At 64.7% G+C, this 19,072-nt stretch carries 19 protein-coding genes; 9 read left to right on the forward strand and 10 right to left on the reverse strand.

Features of this window, described 5'->3' with window-relative positions:
* Window positions 1-5 precede the first annotated feature (5 nt).
* Entirely contained in the window at window positions 6-1,283 is a 1,278-nt protein-coding gene (locus ACR65K_RS00805; RefSeq protein WP_440150966.1) for a glycoside hydrolase family 26 protein, read from the reverse strand.
* A gap of 322 nt (window positions 1,284-1,605) precedes the next feature.
* Between ACR65K_RS00805 and ACR65K_RS00810 the strand changes: the two genes are divergently transcribed.
* The 4 genes from ACR65K_RS00810 to ACR65K_RS00825 all read left to right on the forward strand — a co-directional run bounded on the left by ACR65K_RS00810 (window position 1,606) and on the right by ACR65K_RS00825 (window position 6,747).
* Complete coding sequence (locus ACR65K_RS00810) at window positions 1,606-2,844, forward strand: DUF1611 domain-containing protein (protein WP_440150967.1); 1,239 nt, start codon at window positions 1,606-1,608, stop codon at window positions 2,842-2,844.
* On the forward strand, window positions 2,838-4,622 hold the full coding sequence (locus ACR65K_RS00815; RefSeq protein WP_440150969.1) for an ABC transporter ATP-binding protein: 1,785 nt from the start codon (window positions 2,838-2,840) through the stop codon (window positions 4,620-4,622). Before ACR65K_RS00810 ends, ACR65K_RS00815 begins: the two co-directional genes overlap by 7 nt.
* The gene (locus tag ACR65K_RS00820; protein ID WP_440150970.1) at window positions 4,622-5,740 is read left to right on the forward strand and encodes a CapA family protein; all 1,119 of its coding nucleotides are present in this window, start codon (window positions 4,622-4,624) and stop codon (window positions 5,738-5,740) included. The genes ACR65K_RS00815 and ACR65K_RS00820 overlap by 1 nt, the downstream gene beginning before the upstream one ends.
* Window positions 5,741-5,901: 161 nt before the next feature.
* Window positions 5,902-6,747, forward strand: coding sequence for an alpha/beta hydrolase (locus ACR65K_RS00825; protein WP_440150971.1), 846 nt, complete (start codon window positions 5,902-5,904; stop codon window positions 6,745-6,747).
* A gap of 61 nt (window positions 6,748-6,808) precedes the next feature.
* On the opposite strand, the gene ACR65K_RS00830 is transcribed toward ACR65K_RS00825, so the two are convergent.
* The 5 genes from ACR65K_RS00830 to ACR65K_RS00850 all read right to left on the reverse strand — a co-directional run bounded on the left by ACR65K_RS00830 (window position 6,809) and on the right by ACR65K_RS00850 (window position 11,035).
* Window positions 6,809-7,753, reverse strand: coding sequence for a DMT family transporter (locus ACR65K_RS00830; RefSeq protein ID WP_440150972.1), 945 nt, complete (start codon window positions 7,751-7,753; stop codon window positions 6,809-6,811).
* A gap of 29 nt (window positions 7,754-7,782) precedes the next feature.
* Entirely contained in the window at window positions 7,783-8,286 is a 504-nt protein-coding gene (locus ACR65K_RS00835) for an anthrone oxygenase family protein (RefSeq protein ID WP_440150973.1), read from the reverse strand.
* A gap of 110 nt (window positions 8,287-8,396) precedes the next feature.
* Window positions 8,397-9,989, reverse strand: a complete 1,593-nt coding sequence (locus ACR65K_RS00840) for a sensor histidine kinase (protein ID WP_440150974.1) — start codon at window positions 9,987-9,989, stop codon at window positions 8,397-8,399.
* Window positions 9,990-10,159: 170 nt separating this feature from the next.
* Window positions 10,160-10,735: an SRPBCC family protein gene (locus ACR65K_RS00845; RefSeq protein ID WP_440150975.1), complete on the reverse strand. Its 576-nt coding sequence runs from the start codon at window positions 10,733-10,735 to the stop codon at window positions 10,160-10,162.
* 129 nt (window positions 10,736-10,864) lie between these two features.
* Window positions 10,865-11,035, reverse strand: coding sequence for a hypothetical protein (locus tag ACR65K_RS00850; RefSeq protein WP_440150977.1), 171 nt, complete (start codon window positions 11,033-11,035; stop codon window positions 10,865-10,867).
* Window positions 11,036-11,170: 135 nt separating this feature from the next.
* Between ACR65K_RS00850 and ACR65K_RS00855 the strand changes: the two genes are divergently transcribed.
* The 5 genes from ACR65K_RS00855 (at window position 11,171) to ACR65K_RS00875 (ending at window position 16,588) form a co-directional block, all read left to right on the forward strand.
* On the forward strand, window positions 11,171-11,836 hold the full coding sequence (locus ACR65K_RS00855; RefSeq protein WP_440150978.1) for a peptidoglycan-binding protein: 666 nt from the start codon (window positions 11,171-11,173) through the stop codon (window positions 11,834-11,836).
* 5 nt (window positions 11,837-11,841) lie between these two features.
* Complete coding sequence (locus ACR65K_RS00860; RefSeq protein ID WP_440150979.1) at window positions 11,842-14,295, forward strand: hypothetical protein; 2,454 nt, start codon at window positions 11,842-11,844, stop codon at window positions 14,293-14,295.
* Between the two features lie 244 nt (window positions 14,296-14,539).
* Window positions 14,540-14,752, forward strand: a complete 213-nt coding sequence (locus ACR65K_RS00865) for a hypothetical protein (RefSeq protein ID WP_440150980.1) — start codon at window positions 14,540-14,542, stop codon at window positions 14,750-14,752.
* A gap of 108 nt (window positions 14,753-14,860) precedes the next feature.
* Window positions 14,861-15,247 carry a hypothetical protein gene (locus ACR65K_RS00870; RefSeq protein ID WP_440150981.1) on the forward strand — a complete coding sequence of 129 codons (387 nt, stop codon included), beginning with the start codon at window positions 14,861-14,863 and terminating at the stop codon, window positions 15,245-15,247.
* A 99-nt stretch (window positions 15,248-15,346) separates the two neighbouring features.
* A complete protein-coding gene (locus ACR65K_RS00875) occupies window positions 15,347-16,588 on the forward strand; it encodes a glycoside hydrolase family 26 protein (protein WP_440150982.1) in 1,242 nt (413 codons plus the stop codon).
* A 65-nt stretch (window positions 16,589-16,653) separates the two neighbouring features.
* On the opposite strand, the gene ACR65K_RS00880 is transcribed toward ACR65K_RS00875, so the two are convergent.
* From ACR65K_RS00880 to ACR65K_RS00895, 4 genes are all read right to left on the reverse strand, one after another.
* On the reverse strand, window positions 16,654-16,803 hold the full coding sequence (locus ACR65K_RS00880; RefSeq protein ID WP_307088381.1) for a hypothetical protein: 150 nt from the start codon (window positions 16,801-16,803) through the stop codon (window positions 16,654-16,656).
* Between the two features lie 12 nt (window positions 16,804-16,815).
* Window positions 16,816-17,940, reverse strand: a complete 1,125-nt coding sequence (locus ACR65K_RS00885; protein ID WP_440150983.1) for a glycosyltransferase family 2 protein — start codon at window positions 17,938-17,940, stop codon at window positions 16,816-16,818.
* A gap of 289 nt (window positions 17,941-18,229) precedes the next feature.
* Entirely contained in the window at window positions 18,230-18,673 is a 444-nt protein-coding gene (locus tag ACR65K_RS00890) for a YdeI/OmpD-associated family protein (RefSeq protein ID WP_440150984.1), read from the reverse strand.
* A 134-nt stretch (window positions 18,674-18,807) separates the two neighbouring features.
* Entirely contained in the window at window positions 18,808-19,014 is a 207-nt protein-coding gene (locus ACR65K_RS00895) for a hypothetical protein (RefSeq protein ID WP_056329277.1), read from the reverse strand.
* Window positions 19,015-19,072: the final 58 nt, after the last annotated feature.

Raw genomic sequence — 19,072 nt, forward strand, 5'->3', positions numbered from 1 at the left:
GATGCCTAGGAACCTGCTGGGCGGCAGTCGGTCCCGGCCCCATAGTGCAGCCAGTCCGGCAGGGCTGCGGTGAACGCGTCCCGAATGGCGGGAGTGTTGGTGACCGTCCAGTCGACGCGGCCGTCGACTTCAACCTCCTCCTTGTCCCACTCGAACCAGTTGATCATTTTGAGGTTGGGGAACTGAGTGTGGGTTTGGGCGCTGTACACCTGTTTCCACCAGGTGCTCTTGATGTCCGCCTCGTGCGCACCACCCGCGGCGGGGTTGAACAGGCCGGCTGTCTCCGGGATGGCCACGGGTTTGGTGTGGTCTTTGCCGTACACGCCGTAGAAATCGGGCAGCAGGCTGTCATCGCCGTTGGCACCCACGTAGTTCCCCGTCAGTTGGTCGGCGAACTTGTTGGCCTCCGGGATCTCGTTTTCGCCCCAGGGGTATTTGGCGCCCCAGTGGTACAGCGACATCCCCACCCAGTCCACCGCCTGGTCACCCGGGTAATACGGGGCGTAAGGATCGTCCGCCATGGTGAGGGCGCCGTCGTGATCCGTGTCCAGGGCCGCGACATCCGCGGTGCCTGCCTCCGCCTCGAACCGGCCGCCGGCAAAGGGGTATCCGCCCGCATAGTTGGGCGCCCACATCATGGCCGAGCCCGGCGCGCCCTTGTGGACGGCGTCCGCCACCTGCGTGAACACCGCTTTGTACTCCACCGGCCGCTGCGACCAGGGATACCAGGACCCGTTCATCTCATGCGCAAGACGGACGATGACCGGAACACCTTGGCCGTTGATGGACGCCAAATCCTTCACCAGGCCGCCCACAATATCGGGTGTGACGGCGGCCAGGCCCAGCTTGGGTTCCAGGGTCAGCAGCATCATCTGCCCGTCTGCCCGGATCTGGGCTGCGGCCTGCTGCAGGTGGGTCCGGTCCTGGACGGTGTAGGGGAAGTCGGCGAAGGACACGCTGACGGCCGGCTTACGGCCAAGGTCAGCCGCGTACCGGGACAGCGGTTTGGCGTCCAGGTTCAGGTTCACACCGAACAGGGCGCCCGACGGCGGGACCAGGCTGTTCCGGTCCGTCACCTCACAGACGGGCGTGGCGGCGGCGCTTTGGTTCGCCGCTGATTCCTGGCTGGCCCGGTCACGGTCAGCCAGGCCGCCAGAGATGCTGGCGGCTCCCAGCCCGAGCGCGACTACCGCCACGCCAATGGGAAGGGCCCAGTCCTTCGCACGGCCCAGCACCATCTCACGAGGGCTGGCGTTGTTCACGGCGGAGCGATTTTCGGGCAAGGCGGACCCCCTGTTGGCCTGCGGTTTTGTTCCTATCGTAGACGGAATGAACGCCGGTGATGGACTGCTGGCTACCCTGCTGGTTCCCTTTGGTGGTCTCCGGGGCACCGCACACTCCTGGTCCCGCGGTCCCGTAAATCGCTCCAGTGCGTGCCGTGCGCAGCGGCTGGCCGCAGGGACTAACCCGTGGTACGACCGCGAGTGGTCACCCACGCCGGTTACTTGCGTGCGCGAAATTGCATGCACCCAAGTAATACCTAACCCGAATTTCGAGTACCCCGCACCCTGTCCGGTGATATTTTCCCCAATTAGCGTGCCAGTCATGAGTTCAGATCGAAGGGTGTGGGTCAAGCCGTTGAGCCCGGATCGGGTGGCGAAGGCCAAATCTGCTTTTACAACCCGCCGCGTAGTTCCGGAGAGGATAGCCTCCCTGGTCTCCGGCGCAGTGCGGCCCCGCTCCGGTGACCTGGTGCTTGCCCGCATCGTGCAACTGGGCCACCATCGCCACATCGAGCAGCCGAACGGCCGGCGTGCAGTGTTGCATGATGACGACGAGGTCATCGTGACGTATGGCGACCGGTATGCCACAGACCAGTTCGAATCCCGTGTGCCGGCCACCCTCGGGGAAACGCAATTAGTGGCTTCAGGAGGAATTGCCTCTGAGGTAATTAGCCGTAGCCTGGCCGTTCGCCGGGCTACTGAAATCGAGCCAGTGGGCCTCCTCGGTGACGCCAAGGGGCGGCCATTGAACATTCAGGATTTTTCTTTGCCGCCAGTTTCGCCCCAAGTTCCGCGTCCCCGAACGGTTGCAGTCATTGGCACAGCGATGAATTCGGGCAAGACAACCACGGTCCACTGCCTGGTCAATGGTTTGAGTAGGGCTGGAATCGCCGTGGGAGCCACGAAAGCCACGGGTACAGGGTCTGGAAACGACTATTGGTGCATGCTCGACGCCGGCGCTCACCTGATGCTCGATTTCACGGACGTCGGACTCGCGTCCACTTACCGTCAACCAATGGAGGTGGTGGAGACAAAATTTGCCGAGCTCGTCAACCACCTGACCGCTTCGGGCGCTGCCCTCAATCTGGTGGAAATCGCCGACGGTATCTACCAGGACGAAACCTCCCGCCTACTGGAGGCGAATGTTTTCAGGAACATGGTGGACGCGATAATTTTTGCCGCTCCGGATTCAATGGGTGCGGTCGCAGGTGTTACGCACCTGCAGAAACTTGGACATACAGTCCTCGCTGTGACGGGCCTTCTGACCCGGTCTCCTTTGGCCATCCGGGAAGCCTCAGCCGTGACCGGGCTGCCGGTGCTGACGCGGGAAGAACTCACCGAACCCAATACGGCGGCGTCCCTCCTCGGCATCCAGGACATCCTCGAAGCGGCCCAGGCAGGCAAAGCTGAACCTGCAGTTGAAGTGGAACCGGTGCCTGCAACGAGTGATGTCATCATTGGTCCCTTCACCGCATCACCTGACCGTCAGCCACGGCCCAGGCCAGGGTTCTTCGGGTTTCCAAGGCCCAGCACCTCGGCGGGAGGTGCGGACGCATGGTGAGCGCGGTGGCCGGGAAGGACAGGCTCTACCGAATTCCCGTTACCGTCTACGCCAAGGTCATAGCTATCGGTCTCGGGCAGGTTGCCACCCTCATCGCCTACATCCTCCTGCTGCGGTTGATCGTGGACGGACTGGCGCCTGCCACGGTCGGTGCTGCTGCGGACCTGCAATGGCGGTGGGCCGTGGCCCAGGCAGGTCTCCTTGGCGTCGTGGCCTTGCTGCACGGGTGGCTTCGTGCCGCCGGTTTCAATGTCGCCGAGGTTGCAGGCTACGAAGTTGTCCGGGTGCTGAGGATGAAGATGTATGGGCACCTGCAAGGCATGACGCCCCGGCAATTTCAGAACCGGGCCCGCGGGGGTCTGCTGCTGCGTTTTCTGGGTGACCTTTCCATGACGAGGATGTGGGTCAGCCGCGGCGTGCTGGGCGGAATAATTGCCGCATTGGTTTTGTGTGGCGCTTTGGCAGTCCTGTTCTATTTCAGTTTTTGGATGTCCCTGGCCATCGTTGTGACAGTGTGCGCAGGTGCCGCCGCTTCCTTCGTCGCCGGCCAGCGCATGCGGCAGGCGACACGCGTCATGCGGCGGCGCCGTTCGCTGGTGATGAGCAACATCGATGAACAACTCAATGCCCAGCCGGTCGCTCAGGTTTTCGGACGGTCGGCGGGCGAGTACAGCCGCCTGTCACACCAAAACGACGAGCTGACCCGGGCACTGATACGGGTTGCACGGTTGCGCGGCTACCTTCGCGGCGTCTCAACCGCATTTGCGCTGCTTGCACTGGGCGCCGTCCTCACTGCCGGCCTTTTTGAGGTCCGGCAGGGGACGGCCACCATCGGTACTGTCGTGGGCTTCGTCGTCGTCACCCGACAGCTTTCCAGCCCGGTCCGTACCTTGGGGCTAGCCCACGACTACTGGCACCGGGCCCAGGTCTCCGTGGGCAAAATCAGGGAATATCTGCGCAGTTCCACCCGGGACCTCGACAGCGGAGGCCATGGTCCGCTCAAGGTTCGAAAAGGATCAATCAACTTCATGTCCGTGTCGGTTAACGGCGCGTTGCAGGAGGTCAACCTGCAGGTTGCGCCTGGTGAGGTGGTCGCAATCACCGGGGACGGAGGCAGCGGGAAGTCGACCCTGCTGGGCCTTGTTTCCCGGACCATTGAGCCGGATGTCGGATGCCTCCTCATCGACGGGCAGATGCTGAGCAAGACCGCGCTGCGCTCGGCCGCCCGCTGGATCGGGGCAATGGGGCCCGAGCTGCCGCTAATGCGAGGGTCGATGTGGCGCAATCTGACGTACGCTGCCCCCCAGGCCACTGAGGAGGAGGTGCAGCGCGTCCTGGCCGCCACCGGGCTGGACGATATGCTGCTGGACCTTCCCTACGGCCTGCAAACCTGGATCACAGAAGGAGGGCTGAACCTGGCTTACAGCCAGCGGCAGAGGATAGCTCTGGGCAGGGCTTTGATGGGGAACCCGCCCATCCTGCTCCTGGACGAGCCGACCCTTGGCCTCGACCCTGCTGCGAAGGCAACCTTGGCCGCCACGTTGGCCAGATACGACGGCACGGTACTGATGGCCACCCAGGATCCCCAGGAAATCGCCCTGGCAGACAAGGTTGTTGTCCTTCAGAAGGGAGCCGTGGTGGAGGTCATGTCCGGCGAAGAGTACCGGGACAGGGCCTGGATAGAGGCGAACCTGGCCGCGCCGGTAGAACAGGCGCCGCCAGGCGAGGCTGTCGCCGGGGATCAGCGGCTGCACGGCACCCCGGAAAGCGGTGTGTGATGCACCCCAAGACACGCGACCGTGTTCTCATCGTCACCGCGCTGGCTGTCGCAATGGCCGGAACTGGGGCATTGGCGGCAAATTACGGCGCAAAGGAAACCCCGAAAGTTGCGTCAATAGAACTGGCGGCGGGACTCCGTGCAGAAGAGCACATGTCCATCCAGTTCCTCGGCGACACCATGCTGGGCGACGGCGTTACCCCGCTGCCGGATCCTCCCGGTTATGACGCCGCGGTGGCGGGGGTCCTTCCGTTGATCGACGGTGATCTTGTCATTGCCAATGCGGAAGGTCCCATGACCTACACCAACGAGCCAATGAACCGTGGCAAACAGTTTTCGTACCATGCGGACCCCAGGGCGGCCTGGGCACTTTCCAAAGCGGGCATCGATGCAATTGGCCTGGGCAACAACCACTCCATGGACATGGGAGTTACTGGACTTGAGGACACCATAAACCTTGCGACCAACGCCGCGATGACTACCTTTGGAGCCGGCCACAACTTAGCCGAAGCTGAGCGCCCCCTGATCTGGCATAGCGATATGGGAACCGTCGGCGTCGTGGCACTCGGTGAGAACTTTGGTAAGGCAACACGAGCCGACGAGGTGACGCCCGGAACAGTTGTATTCAGTCCCGAGACCGTTCAAAGGGGGTACGACCTGGCGCGGGCTGCTGGTGCCGACTGGGTGGTTGCGTACGTTCACTGGGGCGACAATTACACTGACACTTTGCAGGCGCAACGGTACTGGGCTCAGGTCATGGTTGATGCTGGTTACGATTTGATTGTCGGTACAGGTCCTCATATCGCCGACAAAATCGAATTCATCAAAGATGTGCCTGTCGTATACAGCCTGGGTAATTTTGTATTTGGAACGCCGGGGCGCTTCGCGGCTTACGGGAAGCAAGGTATCGGGATAGCACTCAGCGTGGAACTGACTCGTGGCGCCCCAGCCCAATTGGCGGTGAGATGCCTTGTGACAGATAACTTCCTCACCGGATTCTTTACGCAGCCCTGCTCGCCACCCCAAATGGTGAGCGCAATTCCGCTGGTCCACCCTGCCTTGCAGATTCAGGGAGATGTGGCCAGAATGCCGTGCCGCTGTTTTGAGCCGCCAGAGTGATGGGCCCCCGTCGTCAACGGCAACGGCAACGGCAATGGCACAGTGGACAGGGGTTCATAATTCTGGCGGGCCTTCTCTGCGTGCTCCCCTTCGTTACTTCCTGTACTGACGCCACGGAAGGAACGCCTGAAAAATCGGTGGCGTCCAAGCAAGGAGAAGAAATGGGAAGCTCCAGCGCCACCAGTACTCAAGCCAAACTGATCCAAGCGGGCGGGAAGGGCGACTTCACTTTCAACGCACAGGGACCACTTCAAGATCAGCCGATCCGCGTCTGGTACAAGGCTCCCGACGATCCGTCCGCGGCCCAGATTTTGATCGTAATGACCGGGGCCCACCGCGACGGTGAGTCTTACCGTGCGGATTGGCTGCCGTTGATTGAGAGCAGCAACACGTTGCTGCTTGTACTGGAGTTTTCCAGGGATGACTACCCCGGCGCAGCCTCTTACAACCAGGGCAACATCCTCGATGCTAAAGGCAACATCAACCCACCTGAAGCCTGGACTTTCAATGTGGTTGAAGACCTCTTCCAAGCCGTGGTCCGTGACACGAACAGCAAAGCCGACAGATATGCCCTCTTTGGCCATTCAGCGGGAGGCCAATTCGTGCACCGCTTCATGGAGTTCACGCAAAAAAACCATGTGAGCGTTGCAGTGGCGGCAAACGCGGGCTGGTATACCATGCCCGATCAGAGCATCGATTATCCCTACGGATTGAAGAACGCGCCGCTTTCGTCAAAGGAGTTGCGGGACGCTTTTTCCAGGCCATTGGTCATTCTCCTGGGAGCTGATGACGTAGACCCCAAGGACCCCCTGCTTCAGCGTGACCGCCAGACAGATGAACAGGGAGACAACAGACTCACCCGCGGATTGGCGTTTTATGAAGCATCGCGGAAGGCGGCCCGCGAAGGGGACAAGTTCAAATGGGCTTTAACGGTGGTACCGGGAGCTGCGCATGACCACAAACAAATGGCTGCAGCAGCAGCGCCGCTGCTGCTCGGTGCCAAATAGCCCAGAGTGTCGCTCTCGCCCGCGGTCTCAGCAACTAACGACGTTCGGCAGACTGCGGGCCTCAGGTTTCGAGGTCTCCTGGACGGGATTGGGGGTCATCATGCCTCACTGCGGCGTGCGGTTTCACCGTCGCCAGCAGGATGACTCCAGCGACGGCGGTGGCTCCTGAGAGCAGGAACAGGACGATCGCCAGCGGCGGCGCTGCATCGGCCTCGCCGAGGATGGTGATGCCGATCGCGACGGCAACCAGGGGGTCGATGACGGTCAGGCCGGCCACCACGAGTTCGGGGGAGCCCCGGGTGTGGGCGTTCTGGACCAGGAAGCTGCCGCCCAGGGCGGCAATGAGCAACCCCGCCAGGCACGTCAGGGACAGCCACTCGAAGTCGCCCTGGAACAGCCGGGCGATGACGGTCTTGGCCAGGGCCGCGACGAACCCGAACAGGATCCCCGCTCCGGCCGTGAAGACCACCGCATGCGAGAGGTGGCGCCACAAGAGATAGGCCACGGCCACGCAGGCCAGGACCACGGCAAGCACGATCAGGATGGTCACCAGGTGCCAGTCGCTGATCTCCACGTCCTCCGCGGACAGCGCCGCCACGGCAACGAACACACCTACGCCGCCCACGCATAACGCGACCGCGGTGAGGGCCCGGCGCCCCGGGGACCTGCGGGTCATCCGCGCTGTGGCCAGCGTGGTGACCACCAGCGCAATTGCGCCGATGGGCTGCACCACGATCAGGGGCGAGAACCGCAGGCTGGTGAGCTGGAGGAGGATCGCTGCCCCCAGCATCGCCGTCCCGGCCAGCCACACCGGTTTCCGCATCAGGGCGTGAAGGCGCCCGCCGCCCATGCTGCCCGCCGCACGCCCTGCTGCAGCCGGCTGGTCTCCCACGGCCCGGTGCTGAAACAACGTTCCCAAGGCGAGCAGGACCGCGCCGGCCGCGGCGATGGGAATCCCCAGCCAGTGGTAGGACGTCAGTGCGGACACGGCCGCAGCCTGGATCATGATCAGACCTTACCCGCACCCGGGTGGCGTCACCGGCTCTTGAGCCGGATGGTCCGGGCACGGTGGAGGGCGGTCAGCGCAACGGCACTGGCTGCGAGGCGTACGGCGTGGACGTTATACCAACGCCTTAACAAGGGTTCCCGTTGGTCCTCGGCCAGCGGTTCCCGGCTGAAGAACAGCTTGGGGTTGAGCGAGCGGAGGACGTAAACGGTAGCGGCTGCCCCTATGACGGAACTGGCGGCCGCTACCATCAGCCAGGTCCTGGTGGTCTGATCGTGCCATCCTGCCGCGAGGGCGCCGACGGCGGCCGGGGCATTGATCGGAGCGAGCGGTGCGTAATAGCGCCCCGGGCTGCCCGCCCCGAAGGGGGACCGTGGGAGCTCTTTGCTTGCCTCGGAGGCCGCGACGCGATGCGGCATTTTGACCAGTAGCTCATACAGGTTTCCAAAGAACCAGTGCGCATGGCTGAATTCCGCAGCGTCAAGGAGCCGATCGGTGAGCAGATCGCGGCGCGGCGAGGAAGTCTGTCCCATGCCCACAATGTACTCCCCGTAAACCTGAAAAGGCCCCCGTCCCCGGCGTCCCGGGGCAGAAGCCTTCAGCGGCTACGCGGAGATGGTCATCCGGAAACGGGGCTTCGATATCAGGCGTTGGACTCCACGGATTCCTTGTCCGCAGCCGCGCGTGGGAGGGTCAGCAATACGGTGGTTCCCTTTCCGGGGCTACTGGAAAGGCTGATGGTTCCGTTGTGGTTTTCGATAATGGATTTGGTGATGGCCAGTCCAAGGCCGGCACCTGGAATGGTGGAGGAGTGTACGTTGGCGGCGCGGAAGAACCGGGTGAACGCCTTGGACTGTTCTTCCTCCGTCATGCCCACACCGGTATCAGTGACGTGGCAGTAGAGCGTGTGGTCTCTGGCGCCGGCGGAGATGGTGATGGACCCGCCGTCGGGGGTGTATTTGATGGCGTTGGATACCAGGTTGTCGATGGCCTGGCCGATACGATCGGGGTCTAAATTCCCCATGAGCTCGGTGCCCGGTTCCAGATCGAGTGTGAGGGTGATGCCCGCAGCGCCGGCCCGGGGACTGGCGGCTTCGACGCTGTGGGTCAGGATTTCGGCGAGGTCTGCCGGGCGGGGATTGGTGCTCAGGGCGTCGGTGGCGGTGGCAAGCAGGTCATCGACCAGGCCCAGGAGCCGCTGGGTGTTGCGGCGGATCACGGTGAGGTAGTCCTCCAGGTCAGGATCCAGGTCCTCGTCCAGGGCCAGGGCCAGGTAGCCAAGGATTGAGGTCAGCGGGGTCCGCAGCTCGTGGGAGACGCTGGAAACGAACTGGTCCTTGACCGCGAGTGCTTCCACCAGGGCTGTGACATCGGTGAAGGCCATCACCGCGCCGCGCCGTTGCCCGTCAGGGCCTTTTATGAGGCGGCAGGTGGCGGAATAGGCGCGCTGGCTGGTGCCGCAGCCGATCCACAGTAGCTCGTCCGTGAAGGCCTCCCCCCTGGCAGCCCGGAGGCGGGGGATTTGTTCCAGCGGGAGGGGAGTGGCACGGTCCGGCCCGTAAATAGTGATCTGCGACGGGTTCTTTGCCAGCTCGTCTTTTTGGACGGCCCGGGTGACGTGGCTGGTGTACTGGTGGTTGGTCAGGATGGTTTCGCCCTGGGGACCGACCGCCGATACGGCGACGCTGACGGTGTCCAGGACGGTGCCGAGCAGCTGCTCACGGTCCTGGCTGGTGCTCAGCAACTCCCGCACCTCGGTTTCCCGTTGTTCCAGGGAGCGCCGTTGGAACGAGATGACGTTGAAGGTGCCGTACGTGGTTAGGGCTACGGCTCCCAGGATGACGGGGAGCAGGACGACGCGGATGAAGTCCGCCCGGTCGAAGCCTGTGCCGAGGATGATTGGTGGGAGGACCGCGCTGAGGACTGTTGCCATCACGGCGGCGATGACGCCGCTGCGGTGCCGGCCGGCGGCAAGCCAGACCACCGGAAACACGAGGAGATAGCCCAGCACCGTCAGGTACTGGCCGCCGGCTTCCCGGGTTACACCCACAGCCAGGCAATCCAGGAAAGGAATGACCAGTGCCGCCCGCGCGGGAAGTCGTTGCCAGGGAACGATGGCGCAGGCGCCGAGAAGGAGCAGGTGGACGCCCATGCTGAGCATGAGCGGCGGCGACAAATCTATTGCCGGGTGCAGCAGGACCACCAGGGCAGCGACCAGCAGCATAGTGACGGACAATGGCAGCTGGAATAGCACGGTGCGGCCGCGCGGCCCCAACGCCCGAAAATACCGTTCTGCCGAGACCAGAAGTGTGCTGTCCCCCATACGGGGCATTCAACCACATTGTCAGCGCTGCGGATCAGATATTTCCTTCCCCTTCGCTTACTGACGTCGTTGGAATTGCCAGGTCAAAGGGGAAGATGCGCAGTCTTCCGCCGCCGTCGCCGGCTGACAAAGGTGGGGCCCGCCGGCTGCGGGATGTCGGAGAGATCGGCGCCGGCCCGCCGTCGTCGTAATTCCAGCGCGAGGGCCTCCTGCCCGCGCGCCATCGCCCAGCGGTGGTTCGCCGCGAAGGCGGCCTTGAGCAACCAGCTCAGCCGCCGCAGGAGCGGTTTTGACGCACTGACCCGCCAGTCATAGATGACAACCGTTTCCGGCCCGTCCTTCTTGAAGGTCCAGCGCCCGGTGCCGTTGAGGTCGCCCTGGGCGGAGAGGGCAAGCCCTTGTTCTGTGACAGGCTCGGTGACGGTGAGCTTCCACTTGAGGGTATAGGGCAGCCAGCCCTTGGTGTGCAGGAAGAACGACTTTCCGACGCCGTCGGGGCCGCCAGACTCCAGCGGCAGGACTGACAGATACACCGACGGCCACCAGCGGGCCAGCGTACCGGCGTCACCCAGGACGTCCATCACCTCGTGCGGGGTCCCGGCCACCCGCCAGATGGTCAGGAATTCGTAGCCGGTTCTGCCTTTGGAATTGCCGCCCATTGCCGCCTCCAAGCACGGATTATTAGTTCACCGTACGCATGGTCCGGTAAGCAATCAACGGGCGCTTTCCTGCGGAGGGGCGGGAAGGACGTATGGCGTTATCGCCATGTGTGCTTAATAGAAGATTCTTCAGTCGGTGGTGAGGAATAGAAGGACCAAGGCCGCACTCATGGCGATCCCTACCCACATGCTGATCCAGGCCGCCTTCTTATACCGCCCGGACTTGCCCCGCCCGTCCGCCATCAGCCATTGGTCGAACAGCACCATCGAGGCCACGAAGACCGCGGCAGAAATAGACAAGAAGACGAACGGCATGGCTGAGGTACTTTCTGCTGAAAATCGTCACTTCGCAAAACAAGTAATCATGCTTACTATTATGGGGCGCGGGCTGCCCGCTGGGGGCAGAGCACCCGCGCCGCACCGGAGGTCTCAAGCATGGACAACGAAATGCGTCCCCTCACTGACGAAGAACTGATGTCGGAGCAGGCCACCGCCCTGCCGGACAAGGAAGTGGCATCCGTCCTGGACCTGAACGCGGACCTGGACCTGGGCATCAATGCCGCAGCGCCCATCGACCTTGCCGTCGCCGCCAACGCCAACGTTGCCGCACCCATCGATGCCGCCGCCTCGGCCAACATCCTGTCCTTCGGCTCCGACGCGCAGGCGCTCTCCAACCAGGACGCCCTGATCGACCAGGGCATCACGGCCGACGCCAACGCAGACTCCACCCAGGACAGCGTGATCGGCCAGGCCGACGACACCGCTGACGGTACGGATGCCGGTACCACGGACGGAACGGCCGGCGCGGTGACGGATCCCACCGGCACCGGCGGGGTCACGGACGCGGCCGGCGTGCTGAACGGCAACCTGCTGAACGTCGACGTCAACCTGGATGCCGACGCCGCCATCGCCGCCCCCATCAACGGTGCCGTGGCCGCCAACGCCAACGTGGCTGCCCCCATCGATGCTGCGGTGGCCGCGAACATCGGCTCCATCGGCAGCCAGGCGTACGCCATCTCGGACCAGAGCGCCACCATCAGCCAGCACATCGACGGCGAGGCCAACGCCACCGCTGACCAGCAGTCCGACCTGCAGCAGTAACAACGATGACCCACGCCCACGGCGGGCCGCCTCCTGAGGCGGGCCCGCCGTCGTCACGCGCCACCCTTGCCCAGGATCCGCCGGGCAGCACAATTACGACGGCGGGAGCCCACCTTCCTGCCCGGGCCGACGGTGTGCAGCTGCTCGGCCCGGCCGAGGGGTCCGGCTACCGGACACCGCCCGCCCTGGTGCGGCGTGCCGACGGCCAGACGCTCCAGCTGACCCCGCTGCTGTACCTTGTGCTGGAGGCTGCCGACGGGACGCGCGGCCTGGAGGACATCGCCCGCCACGCCAGCGAGGGGTTTGGGCGGCTGGTCAGCGCCGAGAACGTCCGCACGCTGATCGACTCGCAACTGCTGCCCATGGGCCTGCTCCGGCTCGCCGACGGCACCCAGCCGGAGGTGAAGAAGGCCAACCCGCTACTGGGCCTGCGGTTCCGCTACATCGTGTCCGATCCCGAACGCACCCGCCGGATCACCGCACCCTTCGCCGTGCTGTTCAACCCGCTAATCGTGGTGGCCGTGACGGCGTTGTTCCTGGCGGCGTGCTGGTGGGTGCTCATGGTCAAGGGCCTGGGCTCCGCCACGCACCAGGCCTTCGAACAGCCCGCCCTGCTGCTGCTGATCCTCGCCGTCACCATCCTCTCCGCCGGTTTCCACGAGTTCGGCCACGCGGCCGCCACCCGCAAGGGCGGGGCAACACCCGGGGCCATGGGCGCCGGGCTCTACCTGCTGTGGCCCGCGTTCTTCACGGACGTCACCGACTCCTACCGGCTGGGCCGCGGCGGCAGGATCCGCACCGACCTGGGCGGGCTGTACTTCAACGCCATCGTGGCCGTTGCCATCATGGGCCTCTGGTGGGCCACCGGCTTTGACGCGCTGCTGCTGGTGGTGGTCACGCAGATCCTGCAGATGGTCCGCCAGCTGATCCCGCTGGTGAAGTACGACGGCTACCACATCCTGGCCGACGCCACCGGAGTGCCGGACCTGTTCCAGCGGATCAAACCCACCCTCCTGGGCGTCCTGCCCTGGCGGTGGGGGAACCCGGAGAGCAAGGTGCTGAAGCCGTGGGCTCGCGCCGTGGTCACCGCCTGGGTGCTGGTCACCGTGCCGGTGCTGCTGTTCAGCATGGTGATGATGGTGCTGTCCCTGCCGCGGCTCCTGGCCACCGGCTGGGCCAGCGTGGGGAAACAGCAGGAAATGCTGGCGGCGAGCCTGTCCACTGGGGACTTCGTGGGCGTGGCCGTGCGGGCGCTGGCCATTGTGGTGGTGGCCGTCCCGGTCCTGGGCCTGGTCTACATCGTGGTGCGGCTGCTGCGGCAGCTGGTCACCGGCCTGTGGCAGAAAACCCGCGGCAAGGCGGTGCAGCGCACCGTTGCCATGGGCGCCGTGGCGGCCCTGCTGGCGGGCCTCGCCTGGGCATGGTGGCCCGACGGCGGGACGTACCGGCCGGTGCAGGCGTACGAACGCGGGACGCTGGGAGACGCCACCCCGGCTGTTCTGCCGAAGCGCGACGGCGGTGCGTTGCGGCAGGGGAGCGCCGGCCGGACGGTTGCGTTGTGGCCGGCAGGTGCCACCAAGCCGACGCGGGATAACCCCCAGCTGAGCATGGTGCTGGTGCCGGTTGAGTCCGGCGCCTCGACAAGCGGCGGCGCTGCCCCCTCCGGCACTGCTGGTTCCGGTGCTGCGGCACCGTCCTGGGTGTTCCCGTTCGACCGGCCGGCTGCTCCGGAGGGCGACGGAAACCAGGCGCTCGCCGTCAACACCACCGACGGCTCGGTGACGTACAGCGTGGCGTTCGCGCTGGTGTGGGCCGAGGACGGAGAACCGGTCACCACCACCAATGAGGCCTACGCCTTTGCCAGCTGCACCGGCTGTGCGGCGGTGGCAGTCGGGTTCCAGGTGGTCCTGGTGGTGGGCCAGACCGATGTCATCGTTCCGCAGAACCTCTCCGCGGCGGCCAACTACAACTGCCTGGACTGCCTGGCCTACGCCCTGGCCAGCCAGCTGGTGCTCACCCTCGACGGGCCCCTGGACGGGGACAGCAAGCAGCAGCTGGAAGCGCTGTGGGCGCAGATCGCGGAGTACGGCAGGACCATCCAGGACGTGCCGCTCTCTGACATCCAGGCCACTTTGGACGGGTACAAGGAGCAGATCACCGCCATCGTCAAGGGCAGCTCCGGGACAACGTCCACCGCGCCAACCTCATCGGCGTCGGCTGACCCGGCCCCGAGCTCCACCTCGTCCGGCGCCCAAGCCGAGCCCACCGCCCCTGCCCGGGAGACGGCCCCCGCGGGTGTCCCCAACCCGGCCACGACCCAGGAGCCAACCGCCCCGGCCGGACAGTACGTGGAAGGCGGGCAGCCGACGTCGTCCGTTGTGTACCCCACGCCCGAGCCCACTGTTGGTTCCGGGGGAGGGGAGACCCTGGCCCCGATCCCTACTTCCGGTGCCGGCTGACTAGGGGCAAGAGGGGTCTGGCGGGGGTGCGCAGGGGCATCAGGTTGGGTAGGCGAGATGGCATAAAAGGTACCGGAGACCCTTATGGCGCTCTCCGCGGCCCGGGTACTGTAGCTCCTGCCGGAGAACCCCCGGGCTGGCGGGATTCCCATTTTGGGTCATCGGCTGGGAGCCCATTGCGCCCGCCCTCGTCCTGGGCCGGGCCGCCTTTCCCTCTCCCTTGCCGCATCCAAGGAGACAAGCGGTGTACACACGAACTGTCCCGGTTATTGCTGCCGTTTTTCCGGCGCTTTTCCTCTCCGCAGGGCCAGCCCCTGCCGCAACTTACCCTGACGACGTAGCCCTCAACACCTACGTTGACTGCCCGCTGGAGCGCATCGGCACCCAGCTGGTCCGCTGCGACAACCTCACCGGTACCGGGGTTGATGCGCCCTACTGGATTCCCGAGCAGAAGTAGCAGCTGCCGCAGGAGAGTCCGCCTACGGTCACAGCCCCTGGGCTGTTGGGTGACGCCTGACCAGCCTCGCCTGCCAGCCGCACCGCTGTCTCTTCGGCACATGCCGTGATGGGGCCGAGGTGCCGGCTGGCCAGCTGGGGCGAGGACGGCGTTTCCCTGCTGCGCCATGTCCTCGAGGAAGCCCTGCAGGTTGATAACCATACCGGCAAGGCGGTCAGCGCCCACCATCTGGGCCGAGATCTTGAGGCTCAGGACCGCGTCCATGGCCAGTTCATGGTCCGCGGTGAGCAGGCCCGTGCGCAGCTTCTGGATTCGAAGCGGCAGTTGGGCCAGGAAGCTGTTGAGGAAGAGGAGCCAGCCCTCATCGTCGTCGAGCTCGGCGCACAGCCTCGCCAGGACGGCCGGATCGACGAGGAGCCGCCCGGGATCATCATGCTGATTCACCTATTCCTCATTTTCCAGCAAGTCTTTCCACAGAATTCGGTCAAGAGCTGATCAGCTTCGGCACAGGGCCTTTACGATCAGGTGGTGCCGTCCGGCGCACCTGGCCGGCAGCGCACGTGGCTGCCACGACGATTCTGGGGATCGATAGCCTTGTTCAACTCCATAAAGACGCACCTCGCGGCAGTGGCCGCGGGCCTGGGCCTGGCTCTGGCCATGACGGTGGTTCAGCCCGTGGCGGCCCAGGCGGCTGCGGGACAGATCGCCCTGAATCCCGTGACGGGGCCGGCCGGATCGTCCATTACGGTCACCGGCACAGGCTTCAAAGCCTCCACCACCGGAACCGTGATCATCGGTTCGGCTACTTTCCCCTTGAAAACGACGTCGGCCGGCGCCTTCAGCGCCCAGGCCACCATTCCGGCAACGGCCACCGGCAAGATCACCGTGACTGCCAAGACCTCCTCCGTTCAGGGTTCGGCGGTGTTCACGGTGACCGTGCCGGCCCCGACGGCCCCGACCGTGCCGGGCGTCAGTACCGCCAAACTCCGCTTCGGGGCGGCGACGGCGGGAGGCCCCCTGGCCGGCAGCGAGCTGGACGAGGTGGCGGTCCTCGCCGGTGAAGCGCCGTCCAGTGTGTTGTTCTACGAGGACTTCGCGCAGCCGGCACCTATCACCGAAATGAACGCTGTCCGTGCACGCGGCGCCGTGCCGCTGGTCACCTGGGAGCCCTGGTTGTGGGGTGGGGGAGTGGACCAGCCGGCCTACAGCCTTGACCGGATCACTGCCGGCGATTTCGATCCGTACATCGCTCAGTGGGGCCAGTCGCTGGCCGCATGGGGCTACCCGGTCCAGCTGCGGTTCGCGCACGAAATGAACGGTGACTGGTATCCGTGGGCGGAAAGCGTTAACGGCAACCAGCCCGGTGACTACGTCGCGGCCTGGCGGCACGTGCACGATCTGGTGGCCGCGCAGGGCGCCAGCAATGTGTCGTGGGTCTGGAGCCCCAACGTTCCGTACTACGGCTCCACGGACCTGGCCGGCCTGTATCCGGGAACAGGGTACGTGGACATCGTGGCCCTGGACGGCTACAACTGGGGAACGTCCGCCACGTGGAGCGCATGGATTTCCGCGCAGGACCTCTTCGCGCCGGGCATAGCCCAGCTCCGCACCCTGGCTTCCGGCGTGCCCATCCTCATTGCCGAGACGGCGTCGAGCGAAGCCGGCGGCGATAAGGCCGCGTGGAACTCGGGCCTGGTGTCCTACCTCGCGGCGCAGCCCGATGTGATGGGCTTCGTGTGGTTCCACCTGCAAAAGGAAACGGACTGGCGGATCAACAGCAGCACCGCCTCCGCCACAGCGTTCAAGAACGCGCTGCAGGCCAGGAGCACGTCCTAGCCGCTGGTTCCGGCGAACCGCCGCTGGCCCGGACGGTGCTCCGGGCCGGGCCAGGGCGGACGGCATCAGGGCTTGACCTTGCTTCCCTTGCGCAACAGTGAGAGCAGGGCCACGCCGATGAGGGCGGTGCCCAGGGCGGTAAGAAGTGAGGAGCCGACGTTCAGCCCTGTGTAGGCCAGGGCTGCAGCTCCGGTAGCGGGGATAGTGGCAGTCATTCCATACATATTTCAGATGTCCTCTGCGGTGTATTGGGCTTCCCAGCGGTCGATTCGCCGTCGGGTGATCTTGGTGGTCAGGACCGCGCACCAGGAGGCAAGGAACCACCCTGACCGCAGCCACATGAACACTTCCTGGGGGAAGAAGGTGGCCGCGAGCAGGATGTCCTTCCAGTCCCGGTGCGGAATCCGCAGCGCGCGTTTGATGTCCAGTGCGATGAAGAGGACGGGAACCAGCCACCAGAACAGGACGAACCTGAAGACGCCCAGGGCGAGCGAAAGAACCATGACGGCGATCCACAGGAACTTCAGGAAGACGCCCAGCAGGCCCATGGCCTGTTGCCCCCAGTCACGGAGCGTCAGTCGGTTGATGCCCAGGTCCAGGAGGTCCTCGACCGTTCCCACCTGCCACTTCATCCGCTGGCCCCACAACGCCTTGACGGTCTTCATCGAGTCCGTATAGGCGCGGACGTCGGGGGAGACCTGGCAGATGTAGCCGAGTTCCCGGATCCGGTAGGTCAGCTCGAAGTCTTCCACCTGGGAGGTATGGACCCAGGGCCCGTCCCGGTCGTCCCGGGCAGCGATCTGCCGCAGCACCGCGTTATTGATCGCGCAGCCCGTCCCGGCCAGGACGCTGGTCTGCCGGCGGCGCAGGGCAGTGTCCGTCCAGGTGGCAAACTCGGCTTTTTGGAGCCGGCTGAGGAATCCGGGGTCCTGCATGGTGAATTTCGACGACGATCCGCCCAGCCGTGCTGCCCGGCGCCCCAGGAACTCACGCTCCCAAGCCGCCAGGGCGTTGGGTGGAAGGACGGTGTCCGCGTCCAGGCAGACCACCACGTCGGCGTCGTACCCGTGTTCGTTCCATGCCCGGTTGAGCGCCTCGGACTTGCGGTGCTCCAGCCGCGGCAGCTCCATCACCGTGACGGGATACTTGCGGGCTTCCCGGGCGGTGTCATCGGTGCAGCCGTTGGGGATCACCACCACCAGGTCCGCCGGGCGTGACTGGAGCATCAGGCCATCGAGGGTGTCGCCGATCGAGCCCGCTTCGTTGTAGGCGGGAACCAGCACTACCAGCCGCAGGGAGTGTGCGGCAGCAGATTCGGTGCGGGCAGGGGCAGCGGACAAACGGGCAGGCATGGAGGGCTCCTAGTTTGGGTTGGTGGCCCCCCATTGGGCCGCACCCCATTCTTTAAGCGGCCACTCAACTTTCGCCCCTGGGTTCCCTCAAGGTTCCATAAAGTATTTTTGCTGCCCCGCGGCTCGGTTGCAGGCTTTTGACCTGCGGAAACGTCCGTCGCGTCCGCCTCGGGCGCCCGCTGGCCGCGCCCTGATTGCCCGAACTGCATTTCTCGGGAGCTTGCCCCGGCATCGATAGTAAGTAAACTTACCAGTGGACGTAGTGTCCAGCAGTGTGGCGCTGCGTTCCTTACTTCTTGCCTGCCTTTAGGTCTTCTACCGCCTTGGCCACCCGGCGCGAACGGGTTTCCGGCGTCTTCGCTTCAGTGATCGGCTCCATGTAGCGGCGTTGGCTGCTGTAGTTCAGCGTGCCGTAGAAGGCCTTCGCGGCCGGTTCGGCTTCCATGGCACTGGCCAGGTCATCCGGCACCTCAATGACCCGTGGTTCGGTGTCCACCTTCAGTTCCACCTCTACGGTGTCGCCGGCAGACACTCCCGTCAGTTCACGGTTCGCCGCGCTCACGCTGACCATGTTCCTGCCGCCCATCACCGCGATGCTGCTGCGGTAGCTTTCGCCGTTCATGGTGACCACCACGGGCGGCCGCCGTCCGGCATCAAGTGCAGTAACGAGCTCCTCCGGGACCTCGATGCCTGTCTCGTTGCCGCTGCCCTGGATGGTGGTGGTGAATTTCATCCTCACAGTATGTATTCCATCCCGTCATCGCGCATCGGGCCGGATCGTGCAGTTCTCAGTGCTCGACGCAGAAAAGCCCCTGGCCCAGCATGATGCTGGGCCAGGGGCTTCCATGCGTGCGTCAACACATGCCGCTACTCCGCGAGCTTGGCGACGGCGTGCGCCCAAAGGAAGAACTTGTTGGTGCCGAGATCCTTGACGGTCTTAATGTTCAAGGCCTCTTTGAGCTTCTGGGCGTCGCTTTCGGAAAGTCCCTTCAACGCCTCCACCGGCGCTTTGGCAAGATCGTCGATGCCCTTGTCGAGGTATTCCTTGTCGAACTTCGCGTTGATTCCAGCCATACTGTCCTCCTGGTGCTCGGTTGGGCGTCACTGTGCCGTGAGGCACATTCGCCATTGA

It is taken from the genome of Arthrobacter sp. SAFR-179, assembly GCF_059414945.1.